This window comes from Capilliphycus salinus ALCB114379 (genome assembly GCF_047276495.1).
GTDB classification, from domain to species: domain Bacteria; phylum Cyanobacteriota; class Cyanobacteriia; order Cyanobacteriales; family Microcoleaceae; genus Capilliphycus; species Capilliphycus salinus.
Genome location: NZ_CP178543.1, coordinates 6,869,672 through 6,890,962, shown reverse-complemented (window position 1 = coordinate 6,890,962; position 21,291 = coordinate 6,869,672). Strand labels below are relative to the sequence as shown.

Annotated in this window: 21 protein-coding genes, 1 tRNA gene and 1 other annotated feature; of the genes, 12 read left to right on the top strand and 10 right to left on the bottom strand. The window is 44.3% G+C overall.

Annotated elements, in window-relative coordinates:
• Nucleotides 1-241: 241 nt before the first annotated feature.
• The 5 genes from ACL6C3_RS27895 to ACL6C3_RS27875 form a co-directional block, all read right to left on the bottom strand.
• On the bottom strand, nt 242-1,960 hold the full coding sequence (locus ACL6C3_RS27895) for a hypothetical protein (RefSeq protein WP_413163054.1): 1,719 nt from the start codon (nt 1,958-1,960) through the stop codon (nt 242-244).
• A 5-nt stretch (nt 1,961-1,965) separates the two neighbouring features.
• Nucleotides 1,966-2,748, bottom strand: a complete 783-nt coding sequence (locus ACL6C3_RS27890; protein ID WP_413163052.1) for a dienelactone hydrolase family protein — start codon at nt 2,746-2,748, stop codon at nt 1,966-1,968.
• Between the two features lie 289 nt (nt 2,749-3,037).
• Complete coding sequence (locus tag ACL6C3_RS27885; RefSeq protein WP_413163051.1) at nt 3,038-4,630, bottom strand: hypothetical protein; 1,593 nt, start codon at nt 4,628-4,630, stop codon at nt 3,038-3,040.
• Between the two features lie 275 nt (nt 4,631-4,905).
• Nucleotides 4,906-5,142: a CDGSH iron-sulfur domain-containing protein gene (locus tag ACL6C3_RS27880; protein ID WP_413163049.1), complete on the bottom strand. Its 237-nt coding sequence runs from the start codon at nt 5,140-5,142 to the stop codon at nt 4,906-4,908.
• Between the two features lie 242 nt (nt 5,143-5,384).
• Nucleotides 5,385-7,106 carry an EamA family transporter gene (locus tag ACL6C3_RS27875; protein ID WP_413163047.1) on the bottom strand — a complete coding sequence of 574 codons (1,722 nt, stop codon included), beginning with the start codon at nt 7,104-7,106 and terminating at the stop codon, nt 5,385-5,387.
• A 553-nt stretch (nt 7,107-7,659) separates the two neighbouring features.
• Between ACL6C3_RS27875 and rplS the strand changes: the two genes are divergently transcribed.
• From rplS to ACL6C3_RS27830, 9 genes are all read left to right on the top strand, one after another.
• Nucleotides 7,660-8,043: a 50S ribosomal protein L19 gene (gene rplS, locus ACL6C3_RS27870; protein ID WP_413163045.1), complete on the top strand. Its 384-nt coding sequence runs from the start codon at nt 7,660-7,662 to the stop codon at nt 8,041-8,043.
• Between the two features lie 118 nt (nt 8,044-8,161).
• Nucleotides 8,162-8,234: transfer RNA gene (locus ACL6C3_RS27865), tRNA-Trp, on the top strand.
• A gap of 259 nt (nt 8,235-8,493) precedes the next feature.
• Nucleotides 8,494-8,754: a preprotein translocase subunit SecE gene (gene secE / locus ACL6C3_RS27860; RefSeq protein WP_413163043.1), complete on the top strand. Its 261-nt coding sequence runs from the start codon at nt 8,494-8,496 to the stop codon at nt 8,752-8,754.
• Nucleotides 8,755-8,791: 37 nt separating this feature from the next.
• Nucleotides 8,792-9,424: a transcription termination/antitermination protein NusG gene (nusG, locus tag ACL6C3_RS27855; protein ID WP_413163041.1), complete on the top strand. Its 633-nt coding sequence runs from the start codon at nt 8,792-8,794 to the stop codon at nt 9,422-9,424.
• Nucleotides 9,425-9,427: 3 nt separating this feature from the next.
• The gene (gene rplK / locus ACL6C3_RS27850; RefSeq protein WP_413163040.1) at nt 9,428-9,856 is read left to right on the top strand and encodes a 50S ribosomal protein L11; all 429 of its coding nucleotides are present in this window, start codon (nt 9,428-9,430) and stop codon (nt 9,854-9,856) included.
• Nucleotides 9,857-9,953: 97 nt separating this feature from the next.
• Nucleotides 9,954-10,670, top strand: coding sequence for a 50S ribosomal protein L1 (rplA, locus tag ACL6C3_RS27845; protein ID WP_413163038.1), 717 nt, complete (start codon nt 9,954-9,956; stop codon nt 10,668-10,670).
• A 105-nt stretch (nt 10,671-10,775) separates the two neighbouring features.
• Nucleotides 10,776-10,951, top strand: a sequence feature (ribosomal protein L10 leader region).
• 94 nt (nt 10,952-11,045) lie between these two features.
• Nucleotides 11,046-11,618, top strand: coding sequence for a 50S ribosomal protein L10 (gene rplJ, locus ACL6C3_RS27840; protein WP_413163036.1), 573 nt, complete (start codon nt 11,046-11,048; stop codon nt 11,616-11,618).
• A 63-nt stretch (nt 11,619-11,681) separates the two neighbouring features.
• Entirely contained in the window at nt 11,682-12,089 is a 408-nt protein-coding gene (gene rplL / locus ACL6C3_RS27835) for a 50S ribosomal protein L7/L12 (RefSeq protein WP_413163034.1), read from the top strand.
• Between the two features lie 274 nt (nt 12,090-12,363).
• The gene (locus ACL6C3_RS27830) at nt 12,364-12,816 is read left to right on the top strand and encodes a DNA-binding protein (RefSeq protein WP_413163033.1); all 453 of its coding nucleotides are present in this window, start codon (nt 12,364-12,366) and stop codon (nt 12,814-12,816) included.
• Between the two features lie 43 nt (nt 12,817-12,859).
• On the opposite strand, the gene ACL6C3_RS27825 is transcribed toward ACL6C3_RS27830, so the two are convergent.
• Nucleotides 12,860-14,005: a serine hydrolase gene (locus ACL6C3_RS27825; protein WP_413163032.1), complete on the bottom strand. Its 1,146-nt coding sequence runs from the start codon at nt 14,003-14,005 to the stop codon at nt 12,860-12,862.
• Between the two features lie 267 nt (nt 14,006-14,272).
• On the opposite strand from ACL6C3_RS27825, the gene ACL6C3_RS27820 reads away from it, so the two are divergent.
• The gene (locus ACL6C3_RS27820) at nt 14,273-14,638 is read left to right on the top strand and encodes a hypothetical protein (RefSeq protein WP_413163031.1); all 366 of its coding nucleotides are present in this window, start codon (nt 14,273-14,275) and stop codon (nt 14,636-14,638) included.
• A 669-nt stretch (nt 14,639-15,307) separates the two neighbouring features.
• Complete coding sequence (locus ACL6C3_RS27815; RefSeq protein ID WP_413163029.1) at nt 15,308-15,499, top strand: hypothetical protein; 192 nt, start codon at nt 15,308-15,310, stop codon at nt 15,497-15,499.
• Between the two features lie 145 nt (nt 15,500-15,644).
• Here the strand turns inward: ACL6C3_RS27815 and ACL6C3_RS27810 are convergent, their stop codons facing one another.
• The 4 genes from ACL6C3_RS27810 to ACL6C3_RS27795 all read right to left on the bottom strand — a co-directional run bounded on the left by ACL6C3_RS27810 (nt 15,645) and on the right by ACL6C3_RS27795 (nt 20,121).
• Nucleotides 15,645-17,900: a Na-K-Cl cotransporter gene (locus tag ACL6C3_RS27810; protein WP_413163027.1), complete on the bottom strand. Its 2,256-nt coding sequence runs from the start codon at nt 17,898-17,900 to the stop codon at nt 15,645-15,647.
• A gap of 174 nt (nt 17,901-18,074) precedes the next feature.
• Nucleotides 18,075-19,262 carry a TRC40/GET3/ArsA family transport-energizing ATPase gene (locus ACL6C3_RS27805; RefSeq protein WP_413163025.1) on the bottom strand — a complete coding sequence of 396 codons (1,188 nt, stop codon included), beginning with the start codon at nt 19,260-19,262 and terminating at the stop codon, nt 18,075-18,077.
• 42 nt (nt 19,263-19,304) lie between these two features.
• Entirely contained in the window at nt 19,305-19,688 is a 384-nt protein-coding gene (locus ACL6C3_RS27800; protein ID WP_413163024.1) for a DUF2358 domain-containing protein, read from the bottom strand.
• Between the two features lie 199 nt (nt 19,689-19,887).
• A complete protein-coding gene (locus tag ACL6C3_RS27795) occupies nt 19,888-20,121 on the bottom strand; it encodes a hypothetical protein (protein ID WP_413163022.1) in 234 nt (77 codons plus the stop codon).
• A gap of 495 nt (nt 20,122-20,616) precedes the next feature.
• On the opposite strand from ACL6C3_RS27795, the gene ACL6C3_RS27790 reads away from it, so the two are divergent.
• A complete protein-coding gene (locus ACL6C3_RS27790) occupies nt 20,617-21,222 on the top strand; it encodes a phosphate-starvation-inducible PsiE family protein (RefSeq protein ID WP_413163020.1) in 606 nt (201 codons plus the stop codon).
• Nucleotides 21,223-21,291 lie beyond the last annotated feature (69 nt).

The window sequence follows — 21,291 nt, the reverse complement described above, 5'->3', positions numbered from 1 at the left end:
GTTCATTAAACAAAAAAAATCAGTCTAAAGTCGTACCAAATTCAGCCGAATAGTAGATGAAAACAGTCACGCCAACAGAACTCTAAGCCTTTATCCTCCTCAATAAAAATCAAATCAAAAACAGTGTGGAATCAGAGATTTCTCCCCGTTCTAGTTTTCTTCAAGTTGAACTTAGTTGAGGATTGTACAATATCTTTTCAATTTCCGTCAATTTTTTACATTAACTTTATTTTAATTGGCTTTACCGACAATGATACATTCGTAAATGGTAGCCAGGAACTTCCGATTTAAAATCCGGATCGTGGCTACAGTTGTGCATTTCCGGTTCAAAGGGGGCGGAAAAATTAATTAACCATAAATTCAAAGGTCGGCTAGAACGATCTACCGTTTGGCTGAGTGTGTTCATGGGAATCTCCGGATGACCTAACTTTTGGGCGAGCAAAACCTGGGGAAGATTTGTTAAAGTCCCCTGTTGTTTCAACTGCCAAGCAATACTCATTATTTCTCCGGTCTGTTCGTGACTTTTATGAACTGTAGCGATTAACGTCCCAATATTGGGCGTTAAACGTTCGGCGATATAACGAGCGGCCAAATCCGAGCGGTCGGGTTTTTGATAGGCCAGATGAGCCGCCACCGTCAGCGCTCCGATGAACCCCAAACATCCAATCGATAAAATAACTTTTCGTCGCCAATGATATTGTCCTGGATGTTGCCAACAAGCCGCAAAGCCGGCCGCAACCAAAAGTATAATTGCCGGAAAATAAGTAAAATGATAGCGGGCAACTAAAGTTAAGTCGATGCTCAACCCGTAGGTAATCGCAAGAACAATAAAAATAGAACTGACAATTGATCCCGCTAAAATCCGTTGAGACTCTCCCCAATTTGTCGGTTGCAAGCGCCAACTGTCGCAGATTAATTTACCCGTTGCTGCAATCACACCCAACATGATGCAACCCGAAACCACCGAAACAAATAACGGTTGATTTTCGACCGGCAACATGACAATCATGGTACTAATCCAGGCAATTAATCGGCCAATCGGTTCAATAAAATCGCTCCCCGGATCGCCGTGAAACGTCCAGCGAATTAACTCGCTATCGGGATTGGAAATATCCAGAAAAATCGGCAACCAAACCAACCCGCCCATTGCCGTCCCCAGCGCCGCCATATAAATATTTTTCCAAACTTTCCAATCGGGAAGTTTCAACGGTTTAAATTGGCAATTTCTCAACCAAAAAACCAACATCACCAGACCTTCGGCACCCAGAGTCAAAACAAAAAAGAAATGAACAGCTATCCCGAGAGTATTGATGAGAACCCACGAAAACGCTATCCAAACGGGTAGAGAATTTTTTTGTTTAATTTTAGAAATTGTTGTAATTAAGCAGGCGAATGATGCTATAATCAAAATGACCGCTAAGGTGTAATGTCGGGCTTCCTGTGCCAAATACACGCCGTAGGGGGAAACCGCCATCAAAGCCGCAGCTATTTGTCCGACCAGACGGGAACGAAACGCCACCCAAGCCAGTGCAAACATAGCCGGAACGCTAGCCGCTCCCAGTATAGCACTCAGCGATCGCGCCGCCCAAATTGAAACCATATCCCCATCGCCACCAAACAGCCACACCCAAGCATGGGTGAGCATAAAATACACGGGGGGATGGTTGCTCTCCCGGAGTAAATTTTGCGGTATCGAAGTAATAGATAAACTTGAGTCCAGTCGCAGGGGAGAAAGCAACGTTTCCAGCGACATCGGGACATCAAAGGGCAAACTGCGGAAACTCTGGCTCAAACTAAAGACTAATGTAGCAAATTCATCGCTCCAAATCGGTTTAGAAGCCAACAGCGTCAACCGCAAGACCAAAGCCAAAACAAACCACCCCAACAGCAATAGCCAGTGGATGCGCTGAGTTGCGAAACTTTTATTTTCAACCGGGTTTGTGGATGTCAACTGCGTCATAAGCTTCACGTCAGCTTTTGGTTAAGAAACGCCAAAATTCGCGTCAAAGCTTGACGGGTAGGATGTTCGGGACTATCGACAAAATGAACCGTTAAGACCGCATGAGCCATTGATGAAATTTGGTGAGGGTTGCCGGGAGAGGAATCTATTTCTATTGTTTCTACTTTATCACCAAACGCCTCGCGCAAGCGAACAAAACGTTCTCTCGGACAAGTCCCATCTTCACTAAATCGCAAGGCCAATAAATTCACCCCGGGCGTTAATTTAGCTTGAATTTCAGCAAGTTCTTGATGAGAAATTCCCAAAGCTTGTTTATGTTCTGTTGTTATCGGAAAGGGTAAAGAAGGTTGACTCGCCACCGGCGCTAAGACGGCATCATCCGCCATCAAAGAAAAGACAAAACCTCCCGTTAAACACATTCCAATCACTCCGACTCCTTTTCCATTACACCGCTGTTTCGCTTCTCGACATAGCGCTCTTAACCAGTTGGTAATCGGACTAGATTCGTGTTTAGCAAAACAATAAAATTCGCGGCTAATACAAATTTGAACCGCAAAAGCCAAAGTTTGGGGAATCGATAAAGGTTGGTTGGGTTTCCCAAACAATAAAGGCATAAAAACAGTAAAGCCTTCGTGACTAATTCTTCTGGCAAATTCGACACATTCCGGAATCATCCCCGGTAATTCGTGTAAAATCACAACCGCCGGTCCCTCTCCGCGAACATAAACCGGGCGAGTCGCGTTTTCTGCGGTAAAATTAAATTCCGAAAATCCTTCTAACCCACTCATAAATAATCCTATTTTTGTTAAATTGATTCGTTAAACGGGCGGATTTACAATAACATATTTCTGGGTAACATACACTTATGCACTTCTGTCGCCCCTAGTTCTATTTTTCCCTAATTGTTCATCAAAAATCCGTAGGGGCGGGTTCAGAATACATCTTGATTTCTCAGCCATAACTGATATAAACCCGCCCCGAACCCATCAACAATCCTTTCCTTTTTTTACAAAACTATCCTGATTTGTTAGTATTTGGATAGAGTTAACAACAACAATAAATTAATAAACCAAACGATTAAAACGTTCGTTCAATTTTCAAAGATTGACCCAAAGACAACTTTTTCATATCCGCAGTTAAATCCAACCAGGGCTGCAATTGACCTTGTTGAAACGTTCGACTCATTACCACATAAATCGAAGTTTGATCGCTGCCAATTCCCGCACGAGTTACCCCTTTCCAACTCGAAGCCGATAATTCATCAGTAATTTTCCATTGATTGTTTTCCCAAGTAAAATGACGTTTAAAACTAAAAGGTGCGGGTTCCTTTCCGGTAATTAAAATTTTTTGCAACAACTTCCGAATTAAATTGGGGAAAAACCGCCCAAACGTCAGCATAACAATTCGTAAAATAATTAACTTCATCGGAGACATTTGGGTTTGTTTCGCCCAACCGAGTTGTCCGGCGATAGTAATTTCATCTTGTTCCACTTTCACCTGATAAGAATCAATTAAATGACTCACCGCATTTTTTAACTTTCTCCCCTGACGAACTTGCAAAGACAAATGCGTGTCAGAAGCCACCAACTTTTGATCGCGAAAAAGTTTAAAAACACCGCCTTTATTCAAAGCAATATATAATTCTACTCCCGGCCGCCGCTTAATCAAAATTTGCGCTTCTTGTAACCAAATACTCGCCACATCGCGAGGCATCGGTTGAGGACGGTCGGGAATAAAATCTCGCCATGCTAACAAATAATTCCAAGTATGATGACCGATAATATGATCGTCTCCATAACAAGGCGCCAAACCGTTTTCTAAACCCTGCAAAAATTGGTCATTAATTCGCAGCGCATCCGGCAACCAAAGCCCGACCAATTCAAACCCGTGAGGAAAGAAATTATAAGTATTGCGGCTGGCATATTCGCCGCCATAACTGCCGTCAGGATGAATAAAATGAGCCGCCAATTCAACCGCTTTAGACAGAGAATATTTGAGGCGACTATCCGGTTTAAGACGGTCAACTTGTGCTAAAATAGAAATAGTTAAAGTATGATAGCCGGGGTCGCAACCTTCGTATTCTTTAAACCATCCTTCCGAACTTTGCCAGGATAACAACCGGTCTAAACGGGTGGCAATAGTCCGCCGCCATTTAGAGGTTTGTAACAGTTGCCCCAAACGTTCCAAACACAGAATAATTAACGCTTCGTGGTTCGATAATTGACCGCTTTCGTAGTGATTCGCCAGCCAATTTGCCCGCCGTTCAAAAAACTGCAAAGCCTCATAATCCATTAATCCTAATAAGATATAACTTTCCAGACCCGCCAGCAACGAAAAAGCCGCCGCACCTGCCGCCCGTTCAAAAGGAAAATAATCATCACAAGACCCATCAGGATGGGCGGTACGTGCCGCGTAAAGAATACCCGCTTCTACCCATTCTTTCAGCATGGGTTGTTTGTAATAGGGGTTATCTGGAATATTCGTCTCGTAAGCCAACGCTAACGGCCAGACGAATTCCTGCGCCATTCCACTGGGGAAATCAATAATTTTATAATGCCAAAAATTGCGGTCAAAACAGCCATAGGTTGGGCTGTGGGGATTTCGGTCTAACAGAGTTAGAATTTTAGGAATTTGCGCTAGGGCTTCACGGGCGAATCGGTCTTTACTCACGATTTTAAACAGAGGTTAGCGGATGCACAGAGTATGGCGCTACACACAGGTAATAGGCAAGAGGTAAGAGGGAACAGGAGAGAAAAAATTAATTTCGGTATAGGTTGCGCGAAATCTTCTCCTCCGTTCAATTTGTACTAACCGACGTGCGTATTGCTATACAAGTTTAATCGTATATAAAATATAGCATCTCATTTGACCGTATTCAGCAACAAAGTCTCTATCCCCCAATTTGAGAATAGAGACTCTGTGGGCTGAGAATTTAACAGTTGAGTCTACAGGCGAGTATGAGAACCATCACAATAGGGGGGATTCTTTGTATATTTGCACAGACACAAAGCCACAGATTTTTTCTCCGTAATTTCCAAGGGAACCGGGGTAAACTCCGTACCTTTGTGAGAACCATCACAGAAGGGTTGTTTGCCCGAATGACCACAGCTACACCAATAGTAAGTACCGGGTTCTAGTTCGATTACCGTTGGTTTTTTGTCAAAAATTTTAGGTTCGCTCATTATTGTTGTGTTCTCCTTATTTGAAGGATTGTTCCATCTAGTTTTTAGTGTAAAGTAAGATTTTTTGAGTGAAAAGTAGGCACTTGAAAGTCAGTTAGTATCCTTGAGGATACTAAGAGAAATAGTTTGATTAAAAACTCGCTTTATTTGATGAACCGATTTTTTGGAATGTCGCCGAAAAAAAACGCGCCTTTTAAAAAATAAGACGCACTAAAATTTAGAAATATTAAGTTAAAAAGCTGTTATTTTTTAGATGAATCAGCCTTTTTATTGGAAGCCATTAAACGTTCAACACTCATCGCACCGACACCTAAAATAACCAAAGCCATCCCTCCAATTTGCTTAAGAGTTAAAGCTTCGCCAATAATAAAAAAGGCAAACAAAGCCGTTAAAGCAGGACCCGACGTTCCAATAATAGAAGCCAATGCAGCACCCGCCGAACGAATCGCAAAGTTATTCAACAGATAGCTACAAAGCGTAAGAACACCGAGAACAACCCCACCAATAATTAAACCTTGCCAAACCCCGAGATCAACATCCATGCCCAAGTTATCCGGCAAGATCATTAAACTCACACAGCAGAAGACAAAAATAGAAGCAAAATTGACCAAACTAAACGGAATTGGATGCAATTTTCCGGCCGCTATTTGTGTGAGCAAAACATATCCGGCAAAAGCCACACCAGCACTAATAGCCGCAATAATCCCAACTTGAGTATTTCCAGCCGCACCCCCGAAGAAATTGGGAAGACAGAGAATACCTCCGCCTAAAATCACCACCATCGCAATCACGCGAATTAACGTTGGGCGATCGCCAAACAGCCCCCAAGAAGCTAAAACCGTGACAATAGGATAGATAAAGAAAATAGTAATCGCAATACCGGTGGGAATTTCTCCAATGGCGATATAGATGCACACTTGAGACAAAAACAAAAAGAAGCCGCTACCGATTACTGTTAAGATTAACGGAGTATCACGGGACTGAATAAAGCGTTTCATATCGCTCCAAACAGCCGGATAAAGAAAAGTAGCAACCACAGGCATTAAAGCCATAACCACAATCATTCGCAGCAATAAAATTAACAGCGAATTCCCAATTCCCGGTGAGATAATTCCCTCAATTTCAAATAACCCAAAAACCTGGCGGGGTTGAGGGCCTTGAAGCAGGATTTTCAAACAAACGTTAAATAAAGACAGCGCCACCGCCGACATTAACGCCAGGAACAAACCCAACTGGACTGGAGAACCCCCACGACTCGATGGAGTTGGCTTTTTCGAGCCTTCCATCGCCGTCGGTTGAGGACGCACAGGTTCTACAACCGGTTGGCTTGTTCCCGATGGGGTGTTTTCGCCGTTGGGGATCGCAGTCCGATCAATTTGATCTTTGAGGCGACTGACAACCGTTTCCAGCAACATCTCGACTTGTTGTTCGAGACTTTGCATATGAGATAAGCGCTGGGATAAGTCGCTTTGGTAACTGCTCAACTCCTGTTGCAGTTCGCGAAACGTATCGTTGAGACTGGTATCTAGTACCGCTTCCAACTCAGTGGCGCTGAGATCCGACTGTAAAGAAGACGGTAATTGCAGCCCGGAAGGATCGGTTGTTAGTAGAGGTTCTTCAGAAGAACTCCTCAGGCGATTAATTCGGGCGACTAGCTCCCGTTGTAGGTTGCTGGCTAGGACTTGAGCCAGTTGTTTGAGCCAAACCTGTTGTTGGGCAAATTGCCGTTCAGAAACAGCTTGTTGGTGTTGGTTTTGTAAGTTTTCGTACTGGTTTTGGAGTTGTTCGATATTCTCGATCAGGCGGTTTTTATCCTTCTGAAGCCGTTCAATATCTCCAGACAATTCCTGTCTGAACCGTTGATGGAAGCTTTCGACTTGCTCAATTAAGGAACTCAAAATGGCTTCGGACGATCGTGTTTCCCCCGATCGAGAAGGTGGCGGTTGATTATCTTGTATGCCCATTAGCGATTAACCTCTCAATTGATTTGTGAGTTGGAGTCTTACCGCCGCCAAGCAGCTTTACGCCAATAAACTGCGACTATTTTCACACAGGGGGTGCAAGAAAGGCACAACGACGGGTAACAATGGCGGGACGGGATTGGTGTTTCGGTGGTTCTCACTTCAAACTCGGGGTGAAAACTTCACCGGCTAATCTTTAGAATACCCTCATGCCTCCACCGGCTGCGATGTGCTTGATACTTCCCCACTTACTCCAGGATGTTTTTGATTGTGCCGCAGAGTATCGTCGGCTAACTGTTGCACCCAGTCGTGCCTCATGCCTGCTGACTCGATCTCCACCGGGAGACCGATCGCGTTCGAGGGCGGACTTGCAACCTATAATAACCCTTAAGGTACTGTTAATAGGAAAGGGAAAAGGGGAAAGGGGAAAGGCAATTGTGAACTTCTGACTCCTGACTCCTGACTCCTGACTCCTGACTCCTGTCTCCCCATCTTGGGATTGACCGACAATTGAAAGCATGAGTATAATAATGGATCGTGAGTTTTGTATGTGATCATGCACACGAAAGAGATGATCCGCACTCTTGAAGCGGAAGAGATCGAAAATCTCAAAAGTCAGAAGACCGATGAACTTCCCCAGATTTATGTCGGGGATACGGTTAAAGTCGCGGTTCGGATTCGAGAAGGTGGAAAAGAGCGGATTCAGCCCTATGAGGGGACTGTAATTGCGATGCGAAATGGGGGAATTAACGAAACGATTACCGTTCGTAAGATCTTCCAAGGCGTAGGAGTTGAACGGGTTTTTCTGCTTCATTCTCCTCGCATTGCCAGCATTACTATCGTTCGTCGGGGTCGAGTCAAACGGGCGAAGTTGTACTATCTTCGCGATCGCGTTGGTAAGGCAACCCGAGTTAAGCAACGTTTTGACCGTCCGGTTTAAAGCTGTAGCCGGTCGGGGTGGGCGGCGAACTGGCGCGAAAATTTTTAACAATTTTTGCAGTACACTCGGCTGAAGTATGTTATACTTGAAAAAGCGTCAGTAAATAAGCGGCAGCGATGCGTCCTTAGTTCAGTTGGTAGAACGCAGGTCTCCAAAACCTGATGTCGAGGGTTCGAGTCCTTCAGGGCGCGCTGAACAATCTCAAGACCCAGGCGAAGTAAAGATTCGTCTGGGTACTTGTTCGGAAATCGCTTTTTGCAAAAAGCCGCAGCAGCCCCATCCGATCAGACAGCAATCGAGTTGGTTCCGTTGACTTCCGCCCAAGACTTGAGACGGTACGCTTGTCCGAAAGATTGAACTCCCACCTTAATAGTGTTATGATAAGCTATTTGAGTTTGTTCAGCCAAACCGAGAAGCGGTCACATTCGAGTATTGCAAGGGGAAGTTACCGTGGCAAAAAAAGATGAAGCAGGGACAAATCAATCCCTAGCCAAAAAAGACGAAGCCAAGACGAATCAATCGCTGGCAGGGTTTAACGCCGTTGGTTTTTTTAAAGAGACAAAAGAAGAACTCGATAAAGTGGTCTGGCCGAGTCGTCAGCAACTTTTTAGCGAATCGGCGGGCGTATTGCTGATGGTAATGCTGTCAGCGACCCTGATCTACCTGGTGGATAACATCTTTCGTTGGGCATCGGGGCAAGTGTTTGGATGACCGAATGCAATTCTTCCAATCAAAGTAGTCGAGACCCATGACAGATCTAGAAGACACACAAGAATATGCAGCAGGCGAAGTGCGCTGGTATGCTGTTCAGGTGGCGTCTGGCTGTGAAAAACGAGTTAAAGTCAACTTAGAACAGCGAATCAAAACGTTGGATGTTGGCGATCGCATTCTAAAAGTTCAGATTCCCCATACCCCAACCATTAAGCTCCGCAAAGATGGATCTCGCCAACAGAGCGAGGAAAAAGTCTTTCCGGGCTATGTGTTGGTGCAAATGAAGTTGAAGTGGAACGGTGATTTTAGCCACTGGGATATCGATGATGAAGCCTGGCAGGTCGTCAAAAACACCCCTCATGTGATCAACTTTGTCGGAGCAGAACAGAAGCGCAGCAGCAGCCGAGGACGCGGCCACGTTAAACCTTTGCCCCTCAGTTCGGCGGAGGTAGAACGCATATTCAGACAGAGCCAGCAAGCTGAACCTGTCGTACAAGTGGCAATGACAGCAGGAGATCACATCGTCGTTCTTTCAGGTCCTTTCAAAGACTTTGAAGGAGATGTGATAGAAGTGAGTCCAGAGCGTAATAAACTCAAAGCATTACTCTCGATTTTCGGACGGGATACCCCGGTCGAACTTGAGTTTAATCAGGTTGAAAAACAAGGCTAAGGAATGGCAAAAAAAGTAGTAGCAGTCATTAAGTTGGCAATCACTGCGGGGAAAGCCAACCCGGCCCCACCGATAGGCCCGGCCCTGGGTCAACATGGGGTAAACATCATGGCGTTTTGCAAAGAATACAACGCCAAAACAGCAGATAAAGCGGGTTTAGTGATCCCGGTAGAAATTTCGGTTTATGAAGACCGCAGTTTCACCTTTATTCTCAAAACCCCACCCGCTTCTGTTTTGATCAAAAAAGCGCTCGGCATTGAAAGAGGTTCAGGCGAACCCCACAGTCGCAAAGTCGGTAAACTTTCTCAAGCCCAACTGCGAGAAATTGCCGAAACTAAAATGCCCGACTTGAACGCCAACGATATCGAAGCCGCGATGAAAATTATCGCCGGCACCGCCCGCAATATGGGCGTGGACGTCAGCGCCGAATAACGCCCGAAGTCGGCTATTTGCAGATTCTACAGTTGGTTATTGGTAGAAATTATCGGGGGAGAAGTCCGAATTCGTTAGTCACCCCAAGGAGAAAATCATGGCCAAAAAAGTCTCACGTCGATTAAACGAACTGCTGAAAAAGGTTGAAGACCGAGCTTATGAACCCTTAGAAGCGATTAACTTGCTCAAGGAAACGGCGACAGCAAAATTTCCCGAATCAGCAGAAGCTCATATTCGTTTGGGAATTGACCCCAAATACACCGACCAACAACTGCGAACCACCGTCACCCTACCCAAAGGAACCGGTCAAACGATTCGGGTCGCCGTGTTAGCCAAGGGTGAACAGGTCAATGAAGCCCAAAACGCCGGTGCCGATATTGTCGGTTCGGAAGATTTGATTAATGATATTCAGCAGGGGATGCTGGATTTTGATTGCTTAATTGCAACCCCCGATATGATGCCCCAAGTCGCCAAATTGGGTCGTTTGTTGGGTCCGAAGGGATTGATGCCTTCTCCCAAAGGGGGTACGGTGACGACGGATGTTGCCCAAGCTATCCAAGAATTTAAAGCCGGGAAACTCGAATTTCGCGCCGATCGCACGGGAATTGTTCACGTGATGTTTGGCAAAGCGGCCTTCCCCGCCGAAGATTTGCTGGTCAATTTGTGTGCGCTGCAAGAGTGTATCGATCGCAACCGTCCTTCGGGAGCGAAAGGCCGTTACTGGCGGAGCGTCTACATTTCAGCCACAATGGGACCGGCTATTCCGGTCGATATTTATACCCTGCGGGAAACTAAAATCACCGAAGCGGCTTAATCTTAGGCCTGTCAACTCCGACAGCAAAACACCCGTTGGGGTTGACAAAAGTAGATTATTATCGGATAATAGTCTACTGTCAAAAGTTTAATCGAGATCCACAAACTCAAAATCGCAGATTAACCGAAGACAGCAGGTGCAGAAATTGCTTAATATCCTGCCGAGGTTAGAAGGTCTAAAATTTAGGATAAAAAATAAGGCAGAATACTGCTTGTATTTTTATTGATTAGATTTTTAGTCTTCAGCCTCGGCAGATCGAGCCGGGGATTTTTTATGGCGAATTAAAACTCCGATTCGAGATTGATATTAAAAGCTGTCAATTGATTCTACCCGATGTGAGTGGATTTGTTATCCACAAATGGAGATGAAAGACCAATGGGGAGAACCGTAACTGAAAAACAAGAGATTGTAGCCGATCTCAAACAGATATTGAGCGAGGCTCAACTGGCCTTAATCATTGACTATAAAGGTCTGTCTGTTGCTCAAATTACCGACTTACGAAATCGTCTGCGGGAAAGCGGAAGTACCTGCAAAGTTACCAAAAACACCTTCATGCGTAAAGCGATCGAAGGGGATGAAAATTGGGAAGCAATGCAGGAGTTTTTGAGCGGAAGCTCTGCATTTATCTTTGCTCAAGACGATCTCGGCGCCGCCATTAAAGCCTATCAAGCGTTCCAAAAAGACTCCAAAAAAACCGAACTTCGCGGTGGAGTCATGGAAGGTCGGGCTTTAAGTATCGATGAAGTCAAGGCGATCACCGAACTTCCGACGAGGGAAGAACTGATGGCCAAAATTGCCGGGGTCATCAATGCCATCCCGACCCGAGTGGCTGTGGGAGTCAAAGCCGTACCCACCCAACTGGCGGTTGGCATCAAAGAAGTACCCGCTTCTTTGGTCCGGGCGATCAAAGCCGTTTCCGAGAAAGAAGATTCTGCCGATGCCGCTTAACGCTTTTAGCGGTTTAGTTGTCGATCGTTTATTGTTTGTCAATTATTTCTCAGGAGTTAATCCATGTCTGAAAAAACCGATCAAATTTTAGAACAGTTAAAATCCCTGTCTCTGCTTGAAGCTTCTGAGTTAGTTAAACAAATTGAAGAAGCTTTCGGCGTTGATGCTTCTGCTGTCGGTGGCGGCGGAATGATGATGATGGCTCCCGGCGTCGCTGCTGGGGGTGGTGGTGCTGCCGCAGAAGAAGTCGAGGAAAAAACCGAATTCGACGTTATCCTCGAAGAATTCCCCGCCGATAAGAAAATTGCAATTCTTAAAGTGGTTCGTACCATTACCGGCTTAGGCTTGAAAGAAGCAAAAGACTTGGTTGAAAGCGTACCCAAACCGCTCAAAGAAGCAACCAGCAAAGAAGATGCAGAAAGCGTCAAGAAGCAGCTTGAAGAAGCGGGCGCTAAAGTAACCGTTAAGTAGGACATCAAGACTTGGTTTTGATGCTGAAATCACTTTGGGGTAGGCAATGCCTACCCTAAGTTTTTAGACACTCTCCAATCAACAATTGATATCAAATCCGGTTGTATAATCAACGAATAACAGATACCTGACCCGTACCACCGACAGTGAACAGGCTTCGGTTCAACCGCGCTACTCCCAACACCGAATAGCCAGATCATTGATTATTGATCCGCAGATCATTTATAATTGAGTTATAGAGCTTTGAAAACTATTGCGTTCCCCTTATAGTTCAATGATCGTCGGTACTACAGAAGCAGCCCATATTTTAAAAATCTCTACCGCTCGACTGCGAGTTCTCCTAAGCGCTGGCCGAGTCGAAGGTGCCTATAAGACCGGGAAAATGTGGCTCATTCCCCTGTTTAAGGGCAAACCCATAATTGAGCGAGGGACAAGAGGTCCGGCTCCCCGTTGGCGCAATCCAAGAACGCCTGCAACAACGATTATTCACGTTAATTCTCACAGAATTCGGCAAAATCAAAAACAACAGCAACAACTTCCGGTGATTACCGTCAAAACGCGCAACACCAATACTTATGGGCATATTGTCGAAATACCCGGAGGATGTCGTGTTGTCTATCGTCCCGATGATCCCATCTCTTGTGGTGCGAGGGTTTGGATTGAAACCTTTTATGATGTTAATGTCATCGGTCAGTCAAAATCTCTTGATCTCCCCACACTTTTATAATCGGTATTCAACCGGACTTGATATGAAAGGGTTTTTAAAGTCTTTATTGCTTGCGGGTAGCGCTATGTTTTTTATTGGAAGTTGAGGGCGGAGGTGAACCGTTGAGGCGATCAAAAATATAACGGGACATTTCGGGGAAAATATCTTCATCTTCGGCGTATGCAGAATGATTGGCAAAAATAGCTAGAATGTAAATAGCTTTGTCATCCATTGTTCTGACAAAAGCGACTTCTTGGCGGGAATGGCTGGTGTAACCAACTTTTGAACCAAAATAAATATCGGTCGGTAAAGATTCCCCTAAAAACCCTTCAATTGAGTTGGGTTGTTCATCTTTCCAAGCTTCGGGGTTTAAGTCTCGGGTGAGGAGATAGGCGATTTTTGTTGAGGCGGTTTCCGAGATGGCTCGTTTGGTGTATATTTCATACATGAGACGGGCTGCCTGATCGGTGCTGATGCGATTTCCACCCGCCAAAGATGAATCTTTCCAGAGTTGAAAATCCCGTCCGGTGGGCTGTTGTGAACCGTCAGAGAGGGGATAATTTTTAACCGATAGTTTGATTCCGGTGTAACCCGCTTCTCGGAAAAAAATATTCACTTGATGGCGTTTATTAATCCAAGTTTCTAAGGCTTTTCCTTCTAACTCTTTTCCCGATTTTGTCCCGCTAATACTATCTACAATGCGACTGGCTGAATCATTATCTGAAATTCGCATCATATTCGATAAATCCACATAATAAGCAGATTCGTCTTTAATCAAACCCGCTTCCGAATAACCCAAAAAAGCCACCAACCAGAATAACTTAGAAACGCTGGCGGGAAATCTCAGCATTGTATTATTGTAACCGGCATAGGTATGGGTTTTGGGATCGCTGACATCGATTAAAGTAATCGAGATAGAATCATCGGTGGGAAATTGTTTGTCTGCGGCGAGTTTAAGCGTTTCATCGACAATCTTCTGAAGGTCTTCGCTGTAAACCAGTTTCGGAGGTTTCTGAATATTGTAAACTAAACTGCCATTAACATTGGATACAACTTTGGGAGTCGCAGGAGTTGGTTTCGGCGACGATGACAGAACCATTCTAGCAAGCATAATCGTCGTTGTACCGATAAATGCGATCGCCATCGTCAGTAAGAAAATCCGAGGATAGTGAATTCGAGACGGAGAAGTACGGCGTTTGCGGTGAATCATAGACTGGTGTTGTCACACCAAAATAGGAATAAGGAAATACACTCGACAGAAAGCGAGAATATATTACCATATACTAGCCTCTTGTTGAAAAAATTAAAAATCTCTCACTTTTGTTAGAGGCCTGTTTGGGAGTCCATCAGTAACATAAAGTTAGGTTTTGCATAGAGTAATTGAATGACTATTATAGGAACCGTTTATTCGGTCAGTCTATCAATGCGATCGCGAAACCAAAACATCAAGTATGGAAAAAACTACAGGAGTTTTCTCATGATCAATTTCATTTCTGGACTCTACACTCGTCTGAGTGCGTGGCTTGATCAATTTCAAGTTAAACGTTTTTTAACCGTTGTCCTCGTCGGTTCTTTACTGTTGACAACAGGTCTTTCTCAAGCCGAAAATAATAATAACACTAATCTGACCAACCAAGTTGATCGCGCTATCCATCAAGGCAATTCTGATCGCCCGAAAACAACCGGAGAATGGCAAGCCGAAGCAGTTGAAACTGAAGGCGCTCCCGGTCAACGGATTCAAAGAATCGCCGGAGAATCAGCAGAAGCCTTAAAAGATTGGGGTTCGTTGTATCCCGATGTTGCTGATAGTACGTTTGAAGACGACGCGGTACAAAATAAGTAAAATAAGCGGATTTGAATTAAATTTTGAAGCATTTTTTTAAGTTGCTGAAAAGTTTTAAATCCTCAAACGGAGTTGTAGTTTAATCGCTGCATCTCCGGCTTTTTCAGTGAAAGATATTTGAATTTTACCTTGATTAAACGGAGTGATATGATATGCGGTTAATTAATGCGTGCGATCGCGACGGGTTTAATTCAATCTGGGAGTGGTCATCAAAATCCGGAATAAACCCGCCCTTACAGTAGGATGATTGATTAGTCGGAGATGAGATGAAAAAATAAATTTTCAAAATCAACCGAGTTTAAATCAAGAATAATTTGAGTTAAATATTGGGGATAATTACCTATTGATTTTGTCGGGGATTAATCCGGGGTCGTTTTTTTGTCAAAATGCTAACAAATCTATAACTTTTTACTCACTTTTTGCTTACTTTTCTCTCTAGACAGTTGTGATATTAATCACTTAATCCTTACTGACAGAAGACTTTAGATTGACTTAACCTAAAAAGTAAGCTCAGTAGAAGGCAGAACTAAATTTAAAACTCTAAGCTATCAAAAAGGCAGGGATTGACAGGGTGACAGAATGTGCGGAACGAAAAGATTTTAAATTTTGTTGTGCCTCCCTACAGAAACCAAGCTTAATTCACAGAAATTGAGTAGGAATTCTCAAGCTATGTCTCCTTTAAACCCTCCGACAATTGGAAAAGTAATCGATCGCATTATCGCCACAGGGCGGCTAACTCGTAGCGATCAAAAATTACTGCATAACTTAAGTCGAATGCAGCCTTCAATTAGCCATGAAGAAAATCATAAAATCCAGAAATTGCGAGATCGGCTACAGATGGGTTTACTCAAACTCATCTAACCCGGGAGTTTCTAAAAAGTCAAATTGACTGTAATTGAAGTATTTCATCTCAGATAAAATCCGACGAAACTTGAGAGTAAATCTCGGCTCTCAACCGTCGGATTCTCAATAGAAACAGCCTCAATTTATCCGGCAATCAGATCATTTATGATTTGGCGGGAGTTGTTTCTTGTAAAATTTCAGCAAAGGCAAAATTGGGAGCGGCCAAAACAAAAATAGTCGGGGGTAAACCCTCAGCCATGCGTTGCAAACCTTCGTAATATTCAGGATAATTCAACTCGGGAGAAGGTTGAGCCATACCCAAGAAAACCAAATCCGCATTTGCCGAAGAATCATGCAAAATTTCAGGGAAAGGTTTTCCCTCAGAAACAATCACATTGGGAGTCGCTCCAATGCGTAACTGTTCAACAAGTTCTGCCAAATTCAAACGAGCCGCTTGAGCCGCCGTTTCATCAGGAACCACTAACTTTAAATAAATCTCCGCACCCCGCCAATCAATACTGGTTCGTAACAAATAGGCCAAAATTAACATCAAGCCGCCATTAGCATTCAACCCCCCCCACCAAACATCAATTTGTTTGCGACGTTCAAACCCAGACTGATTAGAACGGTAAATAATCACACTCCGCTCTCGCTTATTGAGTTCGGCGATCATCTGACAATAAGAATCCCGACGCTGAGAAGATTGACTATCTCCCAACAAAACCGTATTCGGAACCAACGGCCCAATGCCGTAAGTATCCACCAACTGTTGAGCGCCAACAAACGGATCGGGCGCCGTAATCACCCGCACCAACCCCTGAATCCCCCGACGGTCTAAATATTCGCGCAGAGTGGCCTCCATTTCACTACATTGAACGGGATCGCGAGAACCGCTCGGTAAAACGGTACAGAGGGTAAATAAACTGCGATTGTGAGTAAAAGTAGAAGCCAGTTCCACCAAATGCCAACGTTTCGTGGGAGCGCCGGAGAACGTTAAAATGTGGGGGCGCCAATTCTTGGTATCGGGAGTATAACTCAGTTGCAGAATTCCCATTCTCACCAACGCCATCCAAATTCCCTGGCGAACATCTCCCCAAGCGGCTTCGAGTTCTCGGCGTTCCAACCAAATATAAATCCCGAAGACAATAATCGCAGCCATGACTGTGGCGACAGCATCAATTAAAAACATCACGCCTAAACAGCCAACGACACCCAACAGGGAAAACAGCCAGTGAACCTTGAACGACGGACGAAACGAAGGACTTCTCAGGAAACTTTCCAATCCGGCGGCTAAATTTAAAACCAAATAGGTGGTGAGAAAGAACATACTGAGAACCGGAGCAATCAAGTTCAAATCTCCCACCCCGACGGCGATCAAAACAAATAATAAAGTCACCACCGTTGCGATGCGGGGTTCATCTTGTTCTCCGTTTCCGGTGCCGAGAAAGCGCATCCAAGGGGGTAAAATCCCATCTCGCGCTAAAGCTTGCAACACCCGCGGCGCCCCTAAAATACTCCCCAAAGCGCTCGATAATGTTGCTCCCCAAACACCGAGTAAAATCGATGGACCCCAGATGGCAATCCGCTGCATAATTAAGCGATCGGCGAGTAACGCTTCGGTTTGGGCGCCTTTCCACAAAAAGATCGGAATCACCATATAAATGATGTAACCCGTGATCACCGCCGCTAAAGTCCCAACGGGGATGGATTTGATCGGATCTCGCAGATCTCCCGACATATTCACCCCGGCCATAATTCCGGTAACAGCCGGAAAGAACACCGCAAAGACTTGCCAAAATCCGACTTTAACGGTGCTGCGGGCGATTTCTAGGTCGATGTCTGACACTGCTAAGGGTTCCGGGAGTAATATCGATCCGATCACGAAACAGACTAAAGATAGCGCGATCGCTGCCATAATAAAATACTGGGCTTTGATGGCGAGTTCTGCCGATTTGATCGCGACAATGGTGACTAGAATTGTGGTAATTAACGCCACAACCCGGACATCTAGCTGCGGAAATGTAATCTGAAGACTTTCTGCAAAACCGATCGTGTACAATGCCACTGAGATGGCTTGAGCAAAGTAAAGCGGAATGCCAACCGCACCCCCCGATTCTATCCCCAAGGAGCGACTAATCATGTAATAGGCGCCTCCGGTGCGAACCACACGATCTGTGGCGATCGCACAAATGGAGAGGGAGGTTAAAAAGGTAATGGAGGTTGAGAGGGTAACGATCAACAAAGTGCCGCCCAAGCCGACTTGTCCGACCACCCAGCCAAACCTCAGATACATGATCACCCCCAAGATTGTTAAAATCGAGGGCGTGTAAACACCACCAAAGGTTCCTAAACCCGATCCGGGTTGTTGGGGAGGTTTAGGGTTTGATGGTTCCGAACGACGAAACACGAGGAATTTCACGTTTGTAGTTAAGTTCTAATCCAAACAACAAAGATTAACTAGAATCCTTGTCTATCTTATAGTGCAGCTTAACTCATCCGGTTTGAACCTCTATATTAATTTGGCTATCAGTAAGAACTTCTACATCCCTACTGATAGCATCTGAGCGCACATCCTAACTTAGCTTGTTCAATTCTAGACTTTTGCTGCTTCTGCAAAGCGAATTTTTAGATAGTCTTCCTCCATTTTCGCGCCGGAGGGTTGTAAGGCGGCGAGGGCTTGGGGTAAAACTAAATTTCGGCGGTGATTTCCTATCCGAATATTTAATTCATCTCCGCTTTTATTGAGTTGAATTTGTTCTTTGGGAATTCCCGGTAAATAGAGTTCTAAACTGTAATAATTTTTCTCCTGAAGAATTTTAACGGTGCTTTCTGCGTAGTAAACTTGGGTGGGATCTTCGTCTTTATACAAAGTGTCTTTTAACCGATTTAAGGCTTGCAATCCGCACATTTCTTCGGTATAAAGCGGGACTTCTTTCACGGGTAAGGGTTTAAAGTTATCGTGAATTTCTTGGCGGTACTGTTGTTGATTTTCTTTCCAGCGTTGGAAAAAGGGATCGGTTACTTCTGCGGGAATGATACGATTTGCTACGACTAAATCGGTGGCGACATTGTACAAGCTTAAATAAGCATGGGCGCGCAGAGATTCTTTAATGACCATTTTTTCGGGGTTGGTCACTAACCGCACGGACGTTTGTTGATTGTCGGTTAATACTTTTTCTAAGGCTTCAATTTGTTCGTAAAATTCGTAGGGCGCATCCATGACTTCTTTATCGGGTAAGGAAAATCCCGCAATGGGTCGAAAAATCGGTTCGACGATGGGACGCAAGGCGGCTGACATTCCTTGAAACGGTTTGTAAAATTTTCTCATGTACCAACCCCCCACTTCCGGTAAACTTAACAGTCTTAGGGCGGTTCCCGTTGGCGCCGAGTCGATGATTAACACGTCATATTCGCCCTCGTCGTAGTGGCGCTTCATCCGCACCAAACCAAAAATTTCATCCATTCCCGGTAAAATGGCTAATTCTTCGGCTTGTATTCCGTCTAAACCTCGCGCTTGCAAGACTTGGGTGATATATCGTTTCACGGCGCCCCAGTTCCCTTCGAGTTCCATTAACGCATCTAATTCGGCGCCCCAGAGGTTGGGTTGGACTTTTTGGGGTTCGTGACCCAGTTCGGTATCAAAGCTATCTGCTAGGGAATGAGCGGGGTCTGTACTCAGTACCAGGGTCTTATAGCCCAATTCTGCACATCTTAAACCTGTTGCTGCGGCGACTGAGGTTTTCCCGACGCCACCCTTACCCGTCATTAGAATTACTCGCATTTCGTCAAGTCCTGCTTAAAATTTGTTCATATTATTTTAACTTTAGCGGGTTTTTGGTATGAGTTGCTTGAGAACATCTAAGCGAGAACAGTCCCAATAGTCGATATGGCTGCTAATGAGTCCTTCGGAGTTGAGTTTCAGTTCGCTCCATCCGGGGATGGAAATTCGGGGTTTCCAGGGGAGCGGTGTTGTCCAACTGAGTGTCCAACGGGTTTTGATGATGTTATCGGTTTGGCTGATATCGTGTAGGTCGAGTTGGATATCGATAAACCATTGGCCGATAAATCCGATCATTTGTTTGTAGCGTTGGACTCCGTTAAATTCGTTTAAGGGGTCTTTGAAATAAACGTTTTCGGTGTACAGGCTGTAGGTTTGATTTTCGGGAAATTGTTGGTAATCTTGTTTGATAATGTCGATAGTTTCCATGTCTTTAAAATGAATAAAAGTCTTGGGTTCTGAGTTTATATTTCGCTTTTATTGGTTTGGGAAAATTTAGGATAGTCGGGTTGCGATTTGGATTTGTTTAAATGGCTTTTTATGGGATTAGGAGCCTTGATCATCACGTTTTCTCCTTCGGGAGAGACGGTTGATCGGATTGGCTCCTGTTGTTGGCGGTTAAATTCGATTAACAGTCCGATAATTTTCCGCTAAAGTGAAAGGTGGGGATGAGTTTTAAACACCACATCGACATTTGAGAATGTCTCCACAAATCTACAATTCTGACTCCGATGATAGAACCTCTGAAGTTGACGTCTACTTCTTGACCCGGTTCTATTCCTTCGAGATCGTTGTAAATAATTACGGTGGGTTGGTTTTGAGCTAAACGTTGATAGTCTGAGAATTTTATGCGAATTGACATTTGTAATACTCCTTTTCTTAATAAGATTCTCGCACCGGACAATGAAAACGTTATGTTTTCTAAAACAACAGACCTACAGCATTAAAAATCTGAGGTGCTTTAATCAAAAGCTCACCGGACAGAACCATTAAAATGGGGTCGGAGTACCTCACTCTTTTAATTTTACCTTGTCAAGTCGCATTTTTTCGTTACAGTTTAGTAAAGTTTTGAACGGAAGCTATAAATCTAAATTTTTGGGATAATTTTTATCCGGGTTTCAATAAAAATTGGGGTTTAATTTTTATGAGTTTTAGGGGGATTCTCTTTTGCAAATTTCAGCCGGATTGCCGCGAAAATATCGGCGAGTTCATCTTAAATTCGAGGAATGAGTAGATTTACTGAATTACTGTTAAGTATATTCTATGGAGGCTACAAAAGAATTGTATAAATTTATAGTGTGCGGTGCGTTAAATTACTAAAAACAATAAAATTTTGTTGAAAAGCGGTAAGAAACAGATGTCTAACACTCTTAAACCTTCATCCCAAAATGGCTCATCAAGCTGGCTGAATAGCGGTCCGATTCTTCGGATTCTGGAAACGGTTCAAGATTTGATTATTATTTCGTTATGTATTGGTTTATTTTCGTTTATGGTGATGCAGCTTCGAGAAATGGTACTCTCATTGTTGCCGCCCTTAGATTTTCAACGAGTTACCTCCGATATCTTATTTTTGTTGATTCTGGTTGAATTATTTCGCCTGCTGATTATTTACTTGCAAGAACATCGGGTTTCAATTGGTGTGGCGGTGGAAGTTTCGATAGTCTCGGTTTTGCGAGAAATTATTGTTCGCGGAGTCCTAGAAACCCCTTGGACTCAAATCTTAGCAACCTGTGCTTTTTTGTTGGTACTGTCTGTTTTACTGGTGGTTCGAGTCTGGCTACCTCCTACCTTTGATGGGATTGACCCCGAACAAAAAATCTCCAAGCGACACAAAAATCGCATCGCTCAAGACAACACAGAGAGTCAAGTCAATCTCTCCAAACCTCAGGACAGTTCCGAACAGTTCACTTCCATCGAACCCCGAAGCCATTTTGTTAGCAATCACGAAACCTTACCCCGTTAGCCGTCGTCAATTGCCCGATGGCAAATCAGCCTCCACCTGACACCTGAGGCCTGAGATCGATCAACAGTC